The organism is Reinekea sp. (assembly GCF_982785585.1).
The window spans coordinates 118,936-137,388 of the sequence record NZ_CEYAVF010000001.1; the positions used below are offsets into that span (position 1 = coordinate 118,936).

General features: G+C 54.1%; 17 protein-coding genes. 12 read left to right on the forward strand and 5 right to left on the reverse strand.

What is annotated here, in order from left to right; genetic code table 11:
• Nucleotides 1-102: 102 nt before the first annotated feature.
• Both AC4FIC_RS00635 and AC4FIC_RS00640 read right to left on the reverse strand, forming a co-directional pair.
• Entirely contained in the window at nucleotides 103-1,215 is a 1,113-nt protein-coding gene (locus tag AC4FIC_RS00635; protein WP_476194204.1) for a Gfo/Idh/MocA family protein, read from the reverse strand.
• 78 nt (nucleotides 1,216-1,293) lie between these two features.
• Nucleotides 1,294-2,040: a GntR family transcriptional regulator gene (locus AC4FIC_RS00640; protein WP_227003723.1), complete on the reverse strand. Its 747-nt coding sequence runs from the start codon at nucleotides 2,038-2,040 to the stop codon at nucleotides 1,294-1,296.
• A 332-nt stretch (nucleotides 2,041-2,372) separates the two neighbouring features.
• Between AC4FIC_RS00640 and AC4FIC_RS00645 the strand changes: the two genes are divergently transcribed.
• The 3 genes from AC4FIC_RS00645 to AC4FIC_RS00655 all read left to right on the forward strand — a co-directional run bounded on the left by AC4FIC_RS00645 (nucleotide 2,373) and on the right by AC4FIC_RS00655 (nucleotide 5,358).
• The gene (locus AC4FIC_RS00645) at nucleotides 2,373-2,903 is read left to right on the forward strand and encodes a TRAP transporter small permease (protein ID WP_100255662.1); all 531 of its coding nucleotides are present in this window, start codon (nucleotides 2,373-2,375) and stop codon (nucleotides 2,901-2,903) included.
• A gap of 6 nt (nucleotides 2,904-2,909) precedes the next feature.
• Entirely contained in the window at nucleotides 2,910-4,196 is a 1,287-nt protein-coding gene (locus tag AC4FIC_RS00650; protein WP_100255663.1) for a TRAP transporter large permease, read from the forward strand.
• Between the two features lie 85 nt (nucleotides 4,197-4,281).
• Entirely contained in the window at nucleotides 4,282-5,358 is a 1,077-nt protein-coding gene (locus AC4FIC_RS00655) for a TRAP transporter substrate-binding protein (protein ID WP_100255664.1), read from the forward strand.
• 120 nt (nucleotides 5,359-5,478) lie between these two features.
• Here AC4FIC_RS00655 and AC4FIC_RS00660 read toward each other — a convergent pair whose 3' ends face one another.
• Complete coding sequence (locus AC4FIC_RS00660; protein ID WP_100255665.1) at nucleotides 5,479-6,081, reverse strand: pentapeptide repeat-containing protein; 603 nt, start codon at nucleotides 6,079-6,081, stop codon at nucleotides 5,479-5,481.
• Nucleotides 6,082-6,277: 196 nt separating this feature from the next.
• On the opposite strand from AC4FIC_RS00660, the gene AC4FIC_RS00665 reads away from it, so the two are divergent.
• Entirely contained in the window at nucleotides 6,278-6,712 is a 435-nt protein-coding gene (locus AC4FIC_RS00665; protein ID WP_100255666.1) for a DUF3010 family protein, read from the forward strand.
• Here AC4FIC_RS00665 and AC4FIC_RS00670 read toward each other — a convergent pair.
• Nucleotides 6,709-7,689, reverse strand: a complete 981-nt coding sequence (locus AC4FIC_RS00670; RefSeq protein ID WP_476194795.1) for a YeiH family protein — start codon at nucleotides 7,687-7,689, stop codon at nucleotides 6,709-6,711. The two genes, AC4FIC_RS00665 and AC4FIC_RS00670, sit on opposite strands and share 4 nt — an antisense overlap.
• Nucleotides 7,690-7,781: 92 nt before the next feature.
• Here AC4FIC_RS00670 and AC4FIC_RS00675 point away from each other — a divergent pair, with 92 nt between their 5' ends.
• The 3 genes from AC4FIC_RS00675 to tkt all read left to right on the forward strand — a co-directional run bounded on the left by AC4FIC_RS00675 (nucleotide 7,782) and on the right by tkt (nucleotide 11,959).
• Nucleotides 7,782-8,660 (forward strand): LysR substrate-binding domain-containing protein, encoded by an 879-nt coding sequence (locus AC4FIC_RS00675; protein ID WP_100255668.1) that lies wholly within the window; start codon nucleotides 7,782-7,784, stop codon nucleotides 8,658-8,660.
• A gap of 123 nt (nucleotides 8,661-8,783) precedes the next feature.
• Nucleotides 8,784-9,764, forward strand: a complete 981-nt coding sequence (locus tag AC4FIC_RS00680; RefSeq protein WP_100255669.1) for a TauD/TfdA family dioxygenase — start codon at nucleotides 8,784-8,786, stop codon at nucleotides 9,762-9,764.
• A gap of 203 nt (nucleotides 9,765-9,967) precedes the next feature.
• Nucleotides 9,968-11,959 (forward strand): transketolase, encoded by a 1,992-nt coding sequence (gene tkt, locus AC4FIC_RS00685; RefSeq protein ID WP_100255670.1) that lies wholly within the window; start codon nucleotides 9,968-9,970, stop codon nucleotides 11,957-11,959.
• A gap of 112 nt (nucleotides 11,960-12,071) precedes the next feature.
• On the opposite strand, the gene AC4FIC_RS00690 is transcribed toward tkt, so the two are convergent.
• Nucleotides 12,072-12,239, reverse strand: coding sequence for a zinc ribbon domain-containing protein (locus AC4FIC_RS00690; protein ID WP_264371426.1), 168 nt, complete (start codon nucleotides 12,237-12,239; stop codon nucleotides 12,072-12,074).
• 293 nt (nucleotides 12,240-12,532) lie between these two features.
• Here AC4FIC_RS00690 and AC4FIC_RS00695 point away from each other — a divergent pair, with 293 nt between their 5' ends.
• From AC4FIC_RS00695 to AC4FIC_RS00715, 5 genes are all read left to right on the forward strand, one after another.
• Nucleotides 12,533-13,531: a BMP family lipoprotein gene (locus AC4FIC_RS00695; RefSeq protein ID WP_100255671.1), complete on the forward strand. Its 999-nt coding sequence runs from the start codon at nucleotides 12,533-12,535 to the stop codon at nucleotides 13,529-13,531.
• A 140-nt stretch (nucleotides 13,532-13,671) separates the two neighbouring features.
• Nucleotides 13,672-15,249, forward strand: coding sequence for an ABC transporter ATP-binding protein (locus AC4FIC_RS00700; protein ID WP_476194794.1), 1,578 nt, complete (start codon nucleotides 13,672-13,674; stop codon nucleotides 15,247-15,249).
• On the forward strand, nucleotides 15,246-16,367 hold the full coding sequence (locus AC4FIC_RS00705) for an ABC transporter permease (RefSeq protein ID WP_100255673.1): 1,122 nt from the start codon (nucleotides 15,246-15,248) through the stop codon (nucleotides 16,365-16,367). Before AC4FIC_RS00700 ends, AC4FIC_RS00705 begins: the two co-directional genes overlap by 4 nt.
• A gap of 3 nt (nucleotides 16,368-16,370) precedes the next feature.
• Entirely contained in the window at nucleotides 16,371-17,357 is a 987-nt protein-coding gene (locus AC4FIC_RS00710) for an ABC transporter permease (RefSeq protein ID WP_100255674.1), read from the forward strand.
• A 148-nt stretch (nucleotides 17,358-17,505) separates the two neighbouring features.
• Nucleotides 17,506-18,441, forward strand: coding sequence for an isopenicillin N synthase family dioxygenase (locus AC4FIC_RS00715; protein WP_476194793.1), 936 nt, complete (start codon nucleotides 17,506-17,508; stop codon nucleotides 18,439-18,441).
• Nucleotides 18,442-18,453 lie beyond the last annotated feature (12 nt).

The window sequence follows — 18,453 nt, forward strand, 5'->3', positions numbered from 1 at the left end:
ATATTTTGATATAGATCTTGAGGGCCCCTGTATAGCGAGCCTAGGGGGAGGCTTAGAGCCTGCGGCGAGGGCTCGGCCCCTAGCCGTCGAGACCCGTCGGCGCTATTCGAAATGCCAGCCATCGTTGCTTATTGCGACCGCGAGACCGGTGGCAATCGACTGTTGGGCGGCCAAACCGAGCACGACGGCCTTGAGCCCATCGGCGACCGATACCTCGACAGCTTGACCGTCGGTAATGGCCCGATAAAAGCCCAGGTGCTGGTAGTAGGTCGAGCCATTGTGATCGCCTGCGGCCAGCAGGGTCGGGTCGACCGGTATCGAGGTGATCACTGGGCCGCTCGGCTGACGGGGACTGAATACCAGCTGTGGAGTGGGTGCAGGACCCAACTCGGTATTCCAAAACCGGCCCGGTCCGGGCACCGAGGCTTCCAACTTACCCCGTTCGCCAAGCGCACAGAGCTCTTCTTGATAGCGCGAGCCCTCGGCAAACATACACAGTTCCAATAGGGCCCGTTGACCGTTGGCAAAATCCACTATGACGTAGGCATTATCGAGGATATCCGGTGCCTGGCCGTCATAGCGTTCGTCGAGATGGTTGACGTCGATGCCGCCGGAGGCGAAGACTCGAATCGCTTCACTCTGGGACTGCAAACGCATCAGATCGAAAAAATGACAGCATTTTTCAACCAAAGTGCCACCAGTGTTTTTATTAAACCGGTTCCAGTCGCCGACCTTGGTCAGGAAGGGGAAGCGATGCTCGCGCACGCTGAACTGTCGGGTCACGCCGTGCGCGCCGCTGCGAATCTGGCCCAGTAGGGCGGCCACCGGCGGCATATAGCGGTATTCCATGGCAACCCAGAGCGGTGCGCGGTGACCAGCCGCTGCCTGGCGTATGCGCTCGATATCGTCGCGACAGGTGACCAACGGCTTTTCCACCAGAACGGGTAAGTCGGTCTGGGCCAGTACCGCCAAGAGTTGCTCGGCGTGCATAAAGTTGGGGCTGGCGATGACCAGGGCATCCAGGTCTGGCGCCGCCAATAAGGTCTCGATCGACGCTTCGAAGCGGACCTCGGGCACCAGCGCCAAGATCCGTTGTTGCATTTCAGGGTCCGGCTCATAGACCGCACGTACACTGGCCTGGGGCAGTAGCTGAATATTGCGAATGTGCTCTTGGCCCATCATGCCGCAACCGATGATTCCATAGCCTAAGGTCATAAAGTGCTCCATGTGCTAACGCAGTGTGTTGGATCGGGGTCTAGTTAAGGGCCTCTCCGCCTGGCTGAGTCGTCCCACTTAGGACATCCTTGAGACGTAATGGCAGATGGCCGGGTTAAACCAGGTGCGGGAGTACTCTTCGACACGGTCATCAGCGGACCAGCTGAGCCGCTCTATCCAGCCCAAGGCGCTAGCGGGTGGTAAATCGAGTATGGTTGCAGCCCAATCGGTCGCCGGAAAAACGCGCAGACGATCCTCAACCCGGCTGATCCAGAAGCCAAAATGCTCGCGATAATGTCGATACAGGGACTCATCCAGTTCGGCTGCGCTGAGCGTTTCAGCATGCGCGGCGCGGACCCACATTTCTTCCGCCGCGATCGCGCTCTGGTTCAAGAAGCGCTTGCGTTCAATGCGCCAAAAAAGCGTATCGGCGGGGCAACTAAAACGTTCAGCGACTTCTGTGTTGGCTTCTTTGCGCACAGCCAGGGTTTGGGCGTGTGGTGTGCCACCACCGTCCAGTAGCTCCAAGCGAAAGAGTTGATAGACCGCTTCTCGTGCGGGCCGTTTGACATAGGTTCCGGAGCCCTGCCGACGCTCTACCAGGCCGTCATTCTCGAGTAAAGCCAGGGCTTTCCGCAGCGTTCCGACAGCGACCTTCAGTTCAACCGCCAGATCGGCCTCGATTGGCAGTCGTTCCCCTTCGCGCCAATGGCCGGCATTAATTTCCCTTAAGAGCAGTTCACTGACCTGAACGTACATGGGTCGTCGTTTACCCTGACGGGCGCCGAAGTCGGCATTAATTCTCTCGCTAATCTGGTTGCTCAATGCACTACTTCCTTCAAACGTGGATCAGTCTGGTGAGCGCTATCGTATCATATTAGAAGACCCTGATTTTAATGAATTCATCTATAATTGATTTACATCAGCATCATACATTGCTAGTGTTATCTGGCAAGAAAAAAGTAAATCAATGATAGATGATAACGAAAATTATAGGTTCTTGGCTTCACTGTATTCATCCAGGCAGCCCAATCGGTATCAACAGACCATCGCAATGCCACCGACCATTGGGTTTCGGCTTGCGTGGTAACCGGCCAATAACAATAAGAATAATAGGGACTCAATATGCCATGCGCGCTTAATTTGGTCGTCCAGCCATGACCGCCCTGCACTGGGTACACAGCAGGTTGGAACGCTTTAATAGAATGCTAATGACCATCAGTGCCAATATGGCTTGGGTATTGGTCGCGCTGATGGTGCTCACTATTTTGTTACAAGTGTTTTGTCGCTATGTCCTAAACAGTGCGCTGCCATGGCCCGAAGAGGTCGCCCGTGCCTTTATGATCTGGATGATGGCGTTGGTGGCGGCGCAGGCTTATCACAACGGATCCTTTGTGGCGATCGATATGCTGCATGAGATGATGCCTCCCGCCCTGGCCCGACTGTTGAAGCTGTTGCTCTTGGTGATCGCCGCCCTGGTCCTGTTTCGGCTCTTTACCCTAGGCTTAGAATTTTTTGAACGCGGTTTTCGTACTCGCGCTGCATCGTTCAAATTGCCTCGTGCCTGGATCTATCTGGCGATGCCAGTCTGTTTCGGCACCATGTTGTTGGTCAATATTGAACTGATCTTGAAAAATCTTCTGGGCCTCGCCGCGCCGACCCCTTATCAAGCACCCACTGGAGATTAGCCGCCGATGTTAACGCTATTTTTGCCGCTCTTTCTGTTGGTTCTGCTGCTCGGCCTGCCGGTGTTCTTTGCCACCCTGTTTGCGCCCGGTCTGATGCTATTGTTGAGTGACATGGGTCGCGACGTGCCAATGCTGTTTCGCAATATCTACAACGGCATCGACTCATTTCCGCTGATGGCTATTCCCTTCTTTATGCTCGCCGGCGAGGTCATGAATCGGGGCGGCATTACCATTCGCCTGGTGAACCTATCGCAGGTCTTTATCGGTCATGTCCGCGGTGGCCTGGCCCACGTCAATATAATGTCCAGCATGTTGTTTGCAGGCATGTCGGGCTCAGCCGTGGCCGACACGTCCGCGCTCGGCTCGATGCTGATCCCGGCGATGGAAAAAAATGGCTATAGCCGCCGTTTTGCGGCCGCCATTACTGCGGCCAGCTCGGTGATTGGCCCGATTATCCCGCCTTCGGGCATTATGATTATCTACGCTTACACCATGGAGGTGTCGGTCGCGGCGCTTTTCGCCGCGGGCGTCATACCCGGGCTATTAATCGGCTTAGGCCTGATGGCGGTAACCGCTCTGCTGGCGAAAAAACATAACTTCCCCGTTGCGCGTGAAAAAGCCAGTTGGCAAGAAAAGGGTGCGGCGACCAAGGCCGCCTTCTTGCCCTTGCTGACGCCCATTATCATTCTGGGTGGCATTCTATTTGGGGTTTTCACGCCCACCGAAGCCTCAGCCATCGCCGTCGGTTATGCCCTTGTGCTCAGTATTTGGGTGATGAAAACGGTCAAACTGTCGGATCTGCCGCAAATATTCACCCGGTCGGCGATGTCCTCGGCCGCGGTCCTACTTATCGTTGGCGCCGCCATTGCCTTTAAAACGGTGGTGAGTTTATCGCACTCTGCCGAAGACCTGGCCAACTGGGTGCTGGCAATCAGCGATAACGCCCTCATTCTGCTCTTTGCCATCAATATACTGCTCTTTGTTGTCGGTATGTTTCTCGACGCCGGGCCAGCTATCATTATATTGGGTCCCATTTTGGCACCGATTTTTATCCAGCTGGGCATCGATCCAGTTCACTTTGCAATCATTATGAGTGTCAACCTGACGGTGGGCCTGGCGACACCGCCCATGGGCTTGGTGTTGTTCGTCGCATCGAGTGTTTCCGGTGAACGGGTTGAGTCGATCGCCAAGGCCATCTTGCCGTTTCTGGCCGTTGAATTTCTGATGATATTTTTAATTACTTACTTTCCCGCTATTTCTATGACCATTCCGAGATTTCTTGGTTTGGCCTAGGTAAAAGGCGCGGTCGAAAGGCCGCTACCGAGCAACACCCTGTAAGAGCAAGGCTCACTACAACAACAACAAAGAGGCAAATTCCATGAATGTAGAGCACAAAATGTTGGCCAAGAAACTCGCCGGTGGCCTGGCGGTTGCGGCACTAACCCTATCGATCGGCATCGCTCATGCGGCCGACTTTAACTTACGGGCCGTCGCAAATTCCAACGAAAACGATGAAGACTATGACGGTCTGGTGGTCTTTAAAGACTTTGTTGAAGCCCATTCCAATGGCAAGATATCGGTTGATCTCTTTATCGGAACCCAACTCTGTGCCAATGGCACCGAATGTCTGCAAGCCTTAGAGGACGGTTCGGTTGATATCTATATTTCCACCTCCGGTGGCGCAGCGAACATGTTCCCCTATGTTCAGGTCCTCGACTTACCCTATCTGTTACGTGACGACCGCATCGCCGAAGCCGTTTTAAGTGGCGACTTTGTGCGCGAAATGCGCGCCGATATCCTGGCCGACTCTGACGACAGCATTCGCCTGATGACCATTGGCAATACCGGTGGCTGGCGCAACTTTGCCAACACCAAACGCCAAGTGCAGCAGCCAAGCGATCTAAAAGGCTTGAAGATACGCACCGTGGTTGCCGATTTGCCGCAAGAATTGGTTAGGGCCATGGGCGCCAGCCCAACGCCGATCCCTTGGCCAGAACTGTACACCTCGTTTCAAACGGGTGTAGTGGAAGGGTCGAAAAATGGCATTACCGATATCATGGGTATGAAGTTCACTGAGGCGGGTCTGAAATATGTCACCCTCGATGGCCACGCCTATATGGCAGCTCTGTGGTATATGAATAACGAGGCCTTCTTGGATATGCCCGAAGACTTACGCCGCGTGATCGTGGACGGTTTTAATGCCTTACAGCAAGCCACCTTTGCCTCACCGAAGCGTAAATCGATTCAGGCCTACCAGGACTTTAATAAGGCTGGCGGCAGTCTGTATGTGCCCACGCCCGCTGAAAAAGAGCAGTTCAAGGCAGCAGCGATGCCGGTTTACAGCTGGTTTGAAAAGAACGTCAAGTCTGGTGGTAAGTACTATGACTTGCTCGTCTCTGAAGCGACTAAGGCCGAGCAGGCGATCGCAGAAAACTATAAGTCGGATTTGCAGTAATAGTACAAACGATGGTGCACAGCAGGTCGGCCCGATAACTGGCCGGCCGGAGCACAGCGCATAACACCGATCAACCAAGTATGCTTTACCCGTGGCGTAGCCTCGGGTTTTTTTTGCGTCTCAGTCGAGCAATTCGATATCCAAACTTTCCAGCAAACAGACGGCCTCGAGCCGGCTGAACTTTGCCTGTTTAATATTGGTGTGGTTCAGGTCGATATAGTAGTTCTCGGCGTTTTCAAACGACACGCCACTGAGGTTGGCGCCATTGAAGAGACTATTGGCGAAATCCGATCCGGAAAAATCACCCTGGCTGAAGTTGCCCTCGCGAAAATCCACATCATGGACCTTACAGTCTTCAATAATAAGATCGGCCAGATGCAAACCATAGAACGATGAGTCGTTGAGCAGCGAATTGTGAAATGAGATTGGAGCCGGCAATGAAAGATTCGGCCAGGCGGCCTTGGTCCAGTCGACGCCGATAATCTTGCTGTCCCTAAAGGCGACGTCCATAAACCGGCTGTAACTCATGTTGACGACACTCAAGTTGCAGCTGACAAATTCACATTCAATAAATTTGCAATTCTTGAAGGTGACGCTATCGAAGCGGCACTCCTTAAAAACGCAGCCATCGAATTCTTTAAAACTGAGCGTCTCATTGGACAGGTCGAGACCGACGAAGGTTAGCGACAGATATTCGCTCGTGCTATCAAGAGGGTTTGGCATAGCAAGACGGTTCGGATGTGAAGTGAAGCCAAAGCTTACCCGACCAACCTGGCCTTTCCAAGCGTCTGCGACGGCCCCACCATGAGATCAATTCGTGCGCAGCGCAACTATTCTGCCAGAGAGGTGAAGATCGATCACCTACCTAGGCCAAGACCGGCTATAATCGCCGGATTGACAACGGGATTGAAGGATAAGTATGAAAGTCTGTGGCGTAGAATTAAAAGGCAGCGAAGCGATTATCAGTTTAGTAGGCTACGACCAGGGCGCCTTTCAAGTGCCCGATTGTCGTCAGCGCTTGTTCACCGTGTCTCAATCTGAGGATACCGACGCGATTCGCCAATTTCAGTTTGCCTTTAAAAAGCTACTGGAGGATTACCATATTGATGAGGTTGTGATCCTGCGACGTGAACAGAAGGGCAAGTTTGCCGGCAGTTCCACCAGCTTTAAGTTAGAAGCGGCCATTCAGCTAATCGGCCTACCGGTTTCGGTGCTGGCCACGGCCCAGGTCAAGGAGCAATTCAAGGCGGCGCCGCCCTCGACCGACTTCGGCGGTTTGGAGCTGAAGAAATTTCAACAACCGGCCTTTAATGCCGCCTATGCTTTTCTCAATATGAAGTTGAATCAACGCTAGTAAAGTAACTGATGGACCACCAGCCCACCGCCGAGCAAGAGCGCAAACAGCAATGCGGACAAGATCAGTGGCTTGGCCCCAGCCTGGCGTAGGGCCGCAAAGCGCGTTTGCAGACCCAGCGCCGTCATCGCCAAAATCAACGCGAGCTGCGCGCTAACTTGTAGTGCATGGCGCAGCGCGGCGGGTAAGTCAATCAGGCTGTTTAACGTCACCATGGCGATAAAGCCAAAGACAAACCAGGGCCAGGGTATCGCCGCCGACGGTCCATTGGCTGTTCCGATCTGAGTGCGCTGATAGAGCCAGCCGATCAGCACGACAACCGGCGCCAGCATCATGACCCGCATCAACTTGGTAATTAGGGCGCTGTTCATGGCAGCACCATCGATCGCCTGGCCCGCGGCAACCGCCTGGGCGACCTCATGCACGGTACTGCCGATATAGACGCCGAAATTGGCACTGCTGAGCCCGGTCAGGCTAAAAATCAATGGATAGCAAAACAGCGCCAGGGTACCAAAGACCACAACGGTAGCCACTGCCACGCTGACATCCTGCTGCTTGGCCTTTAATACCGGCTCGGTCGCGAGAATGGCGGCGGCCCCGCACACGGCGCTGCCGACCGAGGTCAGAATGGTCGCCTCACGGCTCATTCCGAGGACCCTGACACCGACCCAATAGCCAACCGACAGTACCGAGCCAATCACCACCAGATCGAGCACGGCGGCCTGCCAACCAACTGCTATCAGTTGTTGTAAGGTCAGATGACTGCCAAAGAGAATAATGCCAATGCGTAAAAGACGTTTTTTACTGAAGGCGAGCACCTGCTCGCTGCGCGTCGACCAGGCCGGGGTAAACCCATTGCCCACTAGGATGCCCAGTCCGATGGCCATGGGCAGGGCGCCCAAACCAAGATGGCGGGCCCACGTCAGTTGCGCCAAGCCATAGGCGATAGCGCCAATCAGGGGGAGCAGAATCCACATTCGCAGCGTCCAGTGCATTTAGACCTGTACTGTACCGCCTGATTTTAGTTAAATATATTGGATATAACTTAACCCAAGCATTAGAAAAACTTATGAATGTTAGCTTGAGACAGTTACAGCTTTTCGCTGCCATCGCCCGCTTGGATTCCCTGACCGCCGCCGCTGATGAGCAAGCCATCAGTCAGTCAGCAGCCAGCCAGTCGTTGAAAGAGCTCGAACGCCAACTGGGCTATGACCTGTTCCGCAAAATCGGCCGCACGTTGACCCTGACCGAGGCTGGGCAACAGGCCTTGCCGAAAATCCTTCAGGTGTTGATTCACCTGGACAGCTTGGCCTTTCCACAGGCGGATTTTATTGGCGGCAAGCTGCGCGTCAGTGCCAGCGAAACCATAGCCTCCTATCTGATGCCCAAGCTATTGGCCGGCTTTATTGCCAACTACCCGCTAGTCGAGCCCGAGCTCTCGATCCATAACAGTGACGGTGTGATTGAGCGGGTTACCAGCGGCCTAGCGAGTATCGGTTTTATCGAAGGCCCGACATCGGCAACTGGCGTGTCGATAAATCGCTGGCGGGAAGATCAACTCAAGGTGTTCTGCCGGCCCGATGCACAGTGGCTGAAGTTGGCCAAGGTGCCGGAAGGTGAATGGTCGACTCTGCCGTGGATCGTGCGTGAAAGGGGATCGGGCACCCGCGCAGTCTTCGATCAAGCCTTTGCCCAGCGCCAGGAAACGCCGCGCATTCGCCTCGCGTTGAACCGTCAGGAGGCGATCAAGCAGTCGGTTCGGGCCGGTCTGGGTATCGGCTGCCTGTCCGAGTTGGCCCTGGTCGATGAGCTGACAACAGGCACGCTGGTCGAGCTGCCCACCGTACTGCAATTAAAACGCACCTTTGCCATCGTGCATCTGGACAAGGTGGCCCTGACACCGCTGGTCCATCGGTTTACCGATTTTGCCCAGCATTGGCGTCCCTAAGCATCAAAAGGCGACTTATTTTAAGTCGAATCCTACAGCATTGATTTACATCATGACGTTTCATTGCTAAGGTTGGCCTACGATCTATTCATATACTATTGATGTATCTTTGCGAGGCAGAGCATGACCCTAATCATTGGCAAGATAGCGCAGCAGAAACAGGTCAATGGCCGTGATTTTCCTCTGGTCATTCTTCCGCCGAATGCCGCCGTGGCCAGTGAAAAGTCTGCTTTTCAAGAGTGGATGGCCGATCATCGCGCAGAGCTGCACGCCAAGTTGATCGATCACGGCGCCCTGCTGTTCCGTGGCTTTCCCGTCACCGATGCCGAAGGCTTCGAAGCGATGCTGGATCAGACGGCTTATCAAAACATGCCCTATGTCGGCGGCGCCGCACCGCGAACCCAGGTAACCCAGTCGCGTATCGTGACTGCGAATGAATCGCCGGCGACGGAAACGATCCCGTTTCACCACGAGATGGCCCAGACGCCTCATCCACCCGGCTATATCTTTTTCTATTGCGATATAGCGCCCGAAACCGGGGGTGCGACATCCATCCTGCATTCGGCAGAAATCTGTTCTGCCTTTTTTGACGTGGATACCGACTATGCCGAGAAAATTGAGCGTGAGGGTGTGCGCTATATCCGGGTAATGCCTGCGGTCACTGATACCCAATCGCCAATTGGGCGATCCTGGCAGGAAACCTTTAAGGTCGAGACACGGGCCCAGTGCGAGCAGGTACTGCTGGAACACAAGATGACTTGGGCCTGGCTCGATAACGACGAGCTGCGCACCGAATCGCAAACGCTGCCGGCGATCCGTTTTGATAACGAAAGCCAGCAGAAAACCTTTTTCAATTCCATTCTGGCCGTCTACACCGGCTGGGACGACGCGCGTAATGTCGCCAATAAGGCGGTGGTGAGTTGTGACGGCGAAGTCATGGACGCCCAAGTCATGGCTAAAACGGTCCAGCGGATGGCGCAGCTGTGCGTTAACTTCAGTTGGCACAGTCAGGATGTGTTGTTCCTCAACAACCACACGGTGTTGCATGCACGTCAACCCTTTACCGGGCAACGACGGATTCTCGCCTCGATTGCCTACAAGTAAGGCTTATGCCCTGTAAGGGGCTTCGCCGCGACTAACCAGAGCCAATTAGCATAAAACCGCGAATGTGCCTACAAAAAGTGCCCTTTTCTGCCGAAAAGGGGGCATTCTGCTTTGCCTCGCCCCCTCCTTTCTGGGACAATCCGCCGCTCTAATTATCAATGCTGTCAACGTCAATCACTCCCTATTCTGAGGAAAGAGTAAAGATGCCTTCACGCAGTGAACTTGCCAATGCGATTCGTGCCCTGAGCATGGATGCCGTTCAAAAAGCCAAATCCGGTCACCCAGGTGCACCCATGGGTATGGCCGATATCGCCCAGGTACTTTGGGCCGACTATTTACAACACAATCCGGCTAACCCGAAGTGGTTTAACCGAGATCGTTTTGTGTTGTCAAACGGCCACGGCTCGATGTTGCACTACTCATTGCTGCACCTGAGTGGTTACGATCTGACCATTGATGATCTGAAGAATTTTCGTCAACTGCATTCGCGCACGCCAGGTCATCCTGAATACGGCTATACACCCGGCGTTGAAACCACTACTGGGCCCTTGGGTCAGGGTATCGCCAATGCTGTTGGTATGGCGATGGCGGAAAAGGTTTTGGCCGCGCAGTTTAACCGCCCAGGACATGAGGTTGTCGATCACAACACCTACGTCTTTCTTGGCGACGGTTGCATGATGGAAGGCGTTTCCCACGAAGTCAGTTCGCTGGCCGGCACCTTGGGTCTGGGTAAGCTGATTGCCTTTTATGACGACAATGGCATTTCAATCGATGGCGAAGTGGAAGGTTGGTTTACCGATGACACGGTCAAACGCTTCGAAGCCTATGGCTGGCAGGTGATCCCGCGGGTCAATGGCCACGATGCAGAAGAAATTCATCAAGCGATTGCTACCGCCAAGGCCAATTCCGACCAGCCAACGCTGATTTGCTGCAAGACCATTATTGGTTTTGGCTCACCGAACAAAGAAGGTAAGGAAGATTGCCACGGCGCGCCGCTCGGCGATGATGAAATAGCCCTGACTCGAGCTCGGCTCGGTTGGACGGCAGCACCTTTTGAGATTCCAACACCGATTAAATCGGCTTGGGATGCAACGGCACCGGGTGCCCAGCGCGAAGCCGCGTGGGATGAACGCTTTGAGGCCTATCGAGCAGCTTTTCCTGAGTTAGCCGATGAGTTTGCGCGCCGTATGCAGGGTCAATTGCCGGCCAGTTTTGGCAGCGATTCCGCAGCCTTTATCGCTGCGGTCAACACCAAGGGTGAGACCATCGCCAGCCGTAAGGCATCGCAGAACTCTATTGAAGCCCTAGCGCCGCACTTGCCGGAGCTCTTTGGCGGTTCGGCTGACTTAGCCGCGTCCAACCTAACCCTGTGGAGTGGTGCGCAGGGCATTAGCAGTGCGGATCCCTCGGGTAACTACTGTTACTACGGTGTGCGTGAATTCGGTATGTCCGCCATCATGAACGGCATCAGCGTACACGGTGGCTTGAAGCCCTATGGTGCGACCTTCTTTATCTTTATGGAATATGCCCGTAACGCGATTCGTATGGCCGCTATCATGAAGCAGCCGGTGATTCATGTGTATACCCACGATTCCATCGGTCTGGGCGAAGATGGTCCGACTCACCAGCCGGTTGAACAGCTGGCGGCCATGCGCGCCACACCGAACCTGCACACCTGGCGTCCAGCCGATGCGGTTGAAAGTGCCGTGGCCTGGGTCGCGGCGATTGAAAGCACCGAAACCCCAACGGCGTTGGTGTTTTCACGCCAAAACCTGGCTCACTCGGTGCGCACGGCTGAGCAGCTAAGCAATATTCGTAAGGGGGCCTATGTATTGCGTGCGCCTCAGGCTCCGGCCGACCTGGTATTGATTAGTACCGGCTCTGAAGTCACCTTGGCGCTCGAAGCGGCCGAGGTGCTAAGTGCCCAAGGTAAAAACGTCCAGGTCGTCTCGATGCCTTGTACCACGGTATTTGATGCCCAAGATTCAGCCTACCAAGAGTCGGTCTTGCCGACCGGTGTGAAGCGCTTTGCTATCGAAGCGGCAACCAAGGATTTCTGGTATAAGTATGTGGGTCTGGAGGGCGGCATTATCGGAATGTCCAGCTTCGGTGAGTCGGCGCCCGCCGGTGAGCTGTTCAAGCATTTTGGCATCAGCTCGGCGGCCCTGGTCGCGCTAGTTGAGGCTAAACTCTAAGCCTGCCTGAGCCCTTCCCACCCCAGCCAGTTTGGCTGCGCGGTGGGTAGGCTTGATTATAGACCCCACCATTCGCTCTATCTTTGCCTCCCTGTCGCCACCCCGGGCGGGATCAACGCGTCTGTGCCCCGCCTTTTAAGGGTTCGATAAGCTCGGCTTCAAGATGAACGACACGGCCTTTACTGACCAGTTGTTGGCACTGGTTGCAGACGTAATCGCGGCAACCGCAAGCGACCAAGACCTCAAGCGGCTGTTGGCAGTCTGGACACAGATAAGTCATCTTTCCTCTCCTGTATTTAACTCTAAAAAGCATAGTGAATTGAACTGCATCTGCTCTGATATGCATCAACAGCAGGCGAGTATCTGTATCAAAATAGTGCCGCAATCAATGTTAACCCGTTGTTAACGAAACCCCTCTCTGTCAGTGTCAGCAGGGTGTAACTGTGTATAATGAAAAAGTAACAAGGTTCATGTCTTGACCGGAAGGTCAGGATTGCTTAAGGTGGTAGTGATTCCGCCCATAAGTTGCGCCGAGCGTAACGAAAACCAAAATAATATTAGAGGGGATTTTCCATGAAAGCATTATTAACGCTTGCTGCTTCGGCGGTTATCGGTTTATCTGCATCTGCGATTGCCGCAGATTTTGCGCCGGCTGTAATTTATGACACCGCGGGTAAATTTGATAAGTCCTTTAACGAAGATGTATTCCGCAATGGCGCAGAACAATTCGTTAAGGACAAGGGTATTCAGGTTCGTGAGTTTGAACCTCAGAACGAAGAGCAGCGTGAGCAAGGTTTGCGTCGCTTAGCCAGCCGTGGCCAAAGCCCGATTGTTGCGGTAGGTTTCAGTTTTGGCAGTTCAGTGGAAAAAGTTGCGGCCGAATTCCCGGACAGCCAATTTGTGATCATCGATTCGGTGGTTGACCTGCCCAACGTCCAGTCCATTGTTTTTGCTGAGCACGAAGGTTCTTTCCTCGTCGGTGCCTTAGCGGCGATGAAGTCAGAGTCGGGCACCGCAGGCTTTATCGGTGGCGTAAATATTCCATTGATTCAGAAGTTCTCGTGCGGTTTTGAGCAGGGCTTTAAACATATCAACAAGAATGGCACCGTCTATTCAGAAATGATCTCAACCGACTTCTCTGGCTTTAACGATCCAGCCGGTGGTTCAGAGCTGGCGAAAAGCCAGATCTCTAAAGGCGCTGATGTACTCTTTGCAGCAGCCGGCGGCAGCGGTAGCGGCGTTTACCAAGCGGCGAAAGACGCGGGTAAGTACGCTATCGGCGTCGACTCCAACCAAAACTATCTGATGCCGGGTACCATGTTAACTTCTATGGTTAAGAAGGTCGGACTGGCCAGCTATGAAAGCTGGGAAGCAGCTCAGGCTGGTACTTGGACGGGTGGCGTCAAGGTTCTCGATTTGGCCGCTGGCGGTGTCGATTACGCCATGGACGAGTTCAATGCGTCATTGGTAACCGCCGATATGAAGACCAAGGTAGACGCCATTAAGGCCGATATCATCTCCGGTAAGATCAAGGTTCATGATTACATGACCACTGACAGCTGCAGTTACTAAGCTCTAGCAGCTTCGAAGCGGACACAAACAGTCGTTTGTGCCCGCTTCGCACCTTATAACACCCAAGAATTCTCTATAGTTTCGGCGGCATTGATGCAGCCAGAATTAAATACTTTCCAATTATAAACATCAGGTGAGCCATGACCGCTCAGACAGCTGGTACTGCGCAACTCGCCATCGAATTACGCGGAATAGACAAGCGTTTCGGTGCTGTGCACGCGAATAAGTATATCGATCTTCAGGTTGAGAAAGGCACCATCCACGGCATAGTGGGTGAAAACGGCGCCGGGAAATCGACCCTGATGAGCATCATCTACGGTTTTTATGAGGCCGATGAAGGCCAAATATACATCGATGGCCAGCAAACTCGCATTTCTGACTCTAAAGCGGCCATCAGCGCCGGCATCGGCATGGTGCATCAACATTTCATGTTGATTCAAAATTTCACGGCACTGGAAAACGTCATACTCGGTGCCGAAGGGAGCATGTTGTTGAATGTCAGCATGGCCAAGGCGCGCGCCGAGCTAGAACGCTTGGCGCGCGAATATGGCCTAGATGTGCCCTTGGACATACCGGTCGAACGGCTGTCTGTTGGTTTGCAGCAGCGCATTGAAATACTCAAGGCGCTCTATCGCGGCGCGCGTATTTTGATCCTCGACGAGCCCACCGGTGTGTTAACGCCGCAGGAAACAGAACACCTGTTTAAGGTTTTGGCCGCGCTAAAAGAACAGGGTACAACGGTCATGTTGATTACCCACAAATTGCAGGAAATTATGGCCGCGACCGACAATGTTAGCGTGATGCGCCGTGGTGAAATGGTTGCCCATGTGGTGACGAGCGAAACCAGTCGTGAGCAGTTGGCTGAACTGATGGTCGGGCGCAAGGTGTTACTCCAGGTTGATAAGGGAGAGGCCAACCCAGGCAAGGTGCTATTGCAGGTGGATAAGCTGTCGTGGCGTGACCCGAGTGGCGTATTGCGCCTGGATCAGGTGAATTTAACCGTACGCGCGGGTGAGATTGTCGGCATCGCCGGGGTGAGCGGTAACGGTCAGTCCGAGCTGCTCGATGTCCTATCCGGTATTCGACCCTTGCAACAGGGCAGCATCACCCTAAATGGGCATCAAATCACCAACCTGGAGCCGGTTAACCCGGCCCAGGTTCGGCAGTACAAGGTCGGTCATATACCGGAAGACCGCCATAAGATGGGTCTGATCAACAGTTTTGCCGCCGATGAGGCCTTTGTACTCGGGTATCACCGCAAGGCCGAGTACAACCACCGACTCATGACCAAGCGCGAGGCCATTACCGCCGATTGTGCCGAGAAAATGGCCAAGTGGGATGTTCGCCCGCAGGATCCAGCCCTAAAAACGGCCAACTTCTCCGGGGGTAATCAACAGAAGCTGGTCATTGCTCGAGAAATGGAGCAAAACCCGGACATTCTATTAGTGGGTCAACCCACGCGTGGGGTCGATATCGGTGCCATCGAAGCGATTCACCAGCAAATTATCGGTATGCGCGACGCGGATAAGGCCGTGCTGTTAGTGTCGGTCGAATTGGAAGAGATCATGAGTTTAGCCGACCGTATTCTGGTGATGTTCGATGGCAAGATTGTCGGCGAAATTCCGGCTCAAATGGCCACCGAAACCATGCTGGGGCTAATGATGGCCAATATCCTGCCCGATGAAGTCAGGCAGTTGCAGAGCGGAGCGCAGTCATGAGCCAGGCGAGAATTCCAGGCTGGATCTATGTTGTGGTGATCCCGTTGATTAATATTTTTCTGGCTGCCCTGGCCGCGGCCTTTGTCTTCTGGTACATCGACGTCAGTCCAATAGAGGCCGTTGTCGCCATGGCTAGGGGCGCCTTTGGTGATTCTTATGGCCTAGGCTACACGCTCTACTATACCACCAGCTTTATCTTCACCGGTCTCGCCGTTGCCGTGGCATTCCATTGCGGCCTGTTTAATATTGGAGTCGAAGGACAAGCCTATATGGGCGCTTTGGGCCTAGGCCTGGTCTGCCTGTATCTCGGCGGCAAGATTCCCTTTATTCTGTTGCTACCTCTAAGTATCACCGCCGCGGGCCTGTTTGGTGGCCTATGGACGCTGATACCCGCCTGGTTGCAGGGCTACCGTGGATCGCACATCGTGATTACCACCATTATGTTTAACTTTATCGCCACGGCGGTGATGAGTTATCTGCTGGTCGAGGTGTTGAAGCCTAAGGGCAGTATGTCGGTTGAGAGTGCCGTGTTCGATCCAGCCAGTTGGTTGCCGAAGATGTATGAGGTGTTTGCTTATTTCGGCTTCTCCATTTTGCGCTCGCCCCTCAATGTGTCTATTTTTTGGGCCTTGCTGTGCACCGTTGCCGTCTACTTCTTTATCTGGCGCAGCCGCTGGGGGTATGAGATTAGAGCCCTCGGTCAGAACGCCAGCGCAGCGGAATACGCCGGTATTTCACCCGGGCGCACCATTATTATGGCGATGATGGTCTCTGGTATCTTGGCCGGCTTTTTTGCCCTCAATGTTGTTCAGGGCGAAGCCCATCAAATAAAATTCGGCCTGGTAAACGGCATGGGTTTCACTGGCATTGCGGTGGCCTTAATGGGCCGTAATCATCCCTTCGGTATCGTGTTGGCCAGTTTACTCTTTGGTTTTCTGTATCAGGGTGGCAGTGAATTGCAGTTTGAATACGGCGTTGACCCGCGGATCATCATTATCCTCCAGGGCTTGGTGATTCTGTTTTCCGGTGCACTGGAACATATGATGAAACACCCGATCGAGCGGGCATACCTTGCCCTAAGCCAAAAGTTCCAGCAACAAACCGTGGCGGAGGGCTGATCTATGGATACCTTTAACAGCCTAATCTTGATCCTCGATGCCACCCTGCGAGTCGCCACACCATTGATTTTCGCCGCCCTGGCCGGGATGTTCTCGGAGCGTGCCGGTATTGTTAACATCGCCTTGGAAGGCAAAATCTTGGCCAGTGCCTTTGGCGGCGCAGCCGCGGCCTATGTGACTAACTCGCCTTGGCTGGGCCTGGTGGCGGGCGTTGCGGTGGGTATCGTGTTTGGTCTGATGCATGCTTTCGCCACCGTGACCCATAACGGTGACCAGGTCGTGTCGGGCATGGCGTTAAATATTCTGGCTGCCGGTTTGACCGCTGCCTTAGGCAACTACTGGTTTCGTCAGGGCGGTAACACGCCGAACCTGGTCGATCAGGTCAATGGCATTGATGCGCGTTTCAACCCAATAACCCTGCCCTTTGCCGATCAGCTCGCCGATGTGCCGATTATCGGTGGCCTCTATTCTGAGCTGTTAAGCGGTCACTTTATTCTAGTCTATCTTGCGCTGGTGGCCGTGCCGGCCTGTTGGTGGCTGATGTTTCGCACGCGTTTCGGTTTGCGCCTACGGGCAGTGGGCGAGAACCCATCGGCGGTCGATACGGCGGGCATATCGGTCGTCAAGATGCGCTATCTTGCTCTCATTATCTGCGGCGCCATGGCAGGTCTGGCGGGCGTGTATCTGTCGGTGGCGGTCACAGCGCAATTTATTCCCAATATGAGTGCCGGTAAGGGCTATATGGCCTTAGCTGCCTTGATTTTTGGCAAGTGGCATCCGCGTGGCGCGCTGCTGGCCTGTCTGATGTTCGGTATTTTGCAGGCGATTGCCGATCGGTCCCAGGGCGCGACCCTGGGTGGCTTTGCGATACCGGTACAGCTCATTGAAGCCCTGCCCTATATTCTCACCGTGGTACTACTCGGTGGCTTTATCGGTAAGGCGGTGGCGCCTAAGGCGATTGGCAAGGCCTACACCAAAGAACGTGAATAGTACGGCCCCCATCATGGTGCAATCGCACTAAGCGATTGCGCCATGGCTTAAGTATTTTGCCAGCATCCAAGGCCTGATTTGGGCAACGCTGAAGTAAGCCCGCTGAAGGTAGTCCCGGCGGGTGCTATTTTCTTGTGAGGATAGACCCATGCACCAAAGCACTATTCCAGTACTCGACCTATCGAGATTTCAGCATGACAAGGACGCTTTCGTTGCCGATCTCGGCGCCGCGTATCAGGCCTGGGGTTTTGCCGGCATCACGCACCATGGCATTGATACGGCGGTGATTCGAGATGCGTTGGCGGCCAGCGCCGAGTTTTTCAGCCTGCCCGATGCCGCCAAGAAACAATACTTTTATGACAATGGCGGCACCCGCGGCTATACCCCTTTCGGAACCGAAATTGCGAAAAATGCCACTTTCGTGGATATGAAAGAATTCTGGCATGTCGGTCGCGATATCACCGGCACACCGCCTTTCCCCCAATTAACGGCCAATGTTTGGCCCATCGAAGTACCGGCGTTCAAACCGGCGATGCAGGCCCTGTTTATTGCCTTAGATCGAATGGCCAACGAGTTGTTGCAAGCCTTCGCCCTATTCTTGGGTGAAGCCGAAGACTACTTTTTAAACCGCGTTCAATGGGGTAATTCGATCCTTCGGCCCCTGCATTACCCGCCCATCACCGATCCGAGCCTACCCAATGTTCGTGCCGGTGCGCATGAAGATATAAACCTGATCACGCTCTTAGTTGGCTCTGAACAAGAGGGTCTGGAGGTGTTGAGCAACACCGGCGAATGGACGGGTATTTCGATGATTGAGGGCACCATCATCTGTAATGTCGGGGATATGCTGCAGCGTCTGTGCAACCATCGCTTGCCGTCAACTACCCACCGAGTGGTTAATCCTAAGGGGCCGGCCGGAAAGATCTCGCGCTATTCGATCCCCTTTTTCGTCCATCCCAATCCGGATATGTCACTCGACGCCCTGCCGCAATGCGTCTCCGCCGAAAACCCGAAACGCGACGAAGCGATTCTGGCGCACGACTATCTGATGCAACGCTTACGTGAAATTGGTTTGGTGAAGTAGATAAGGCTGGCG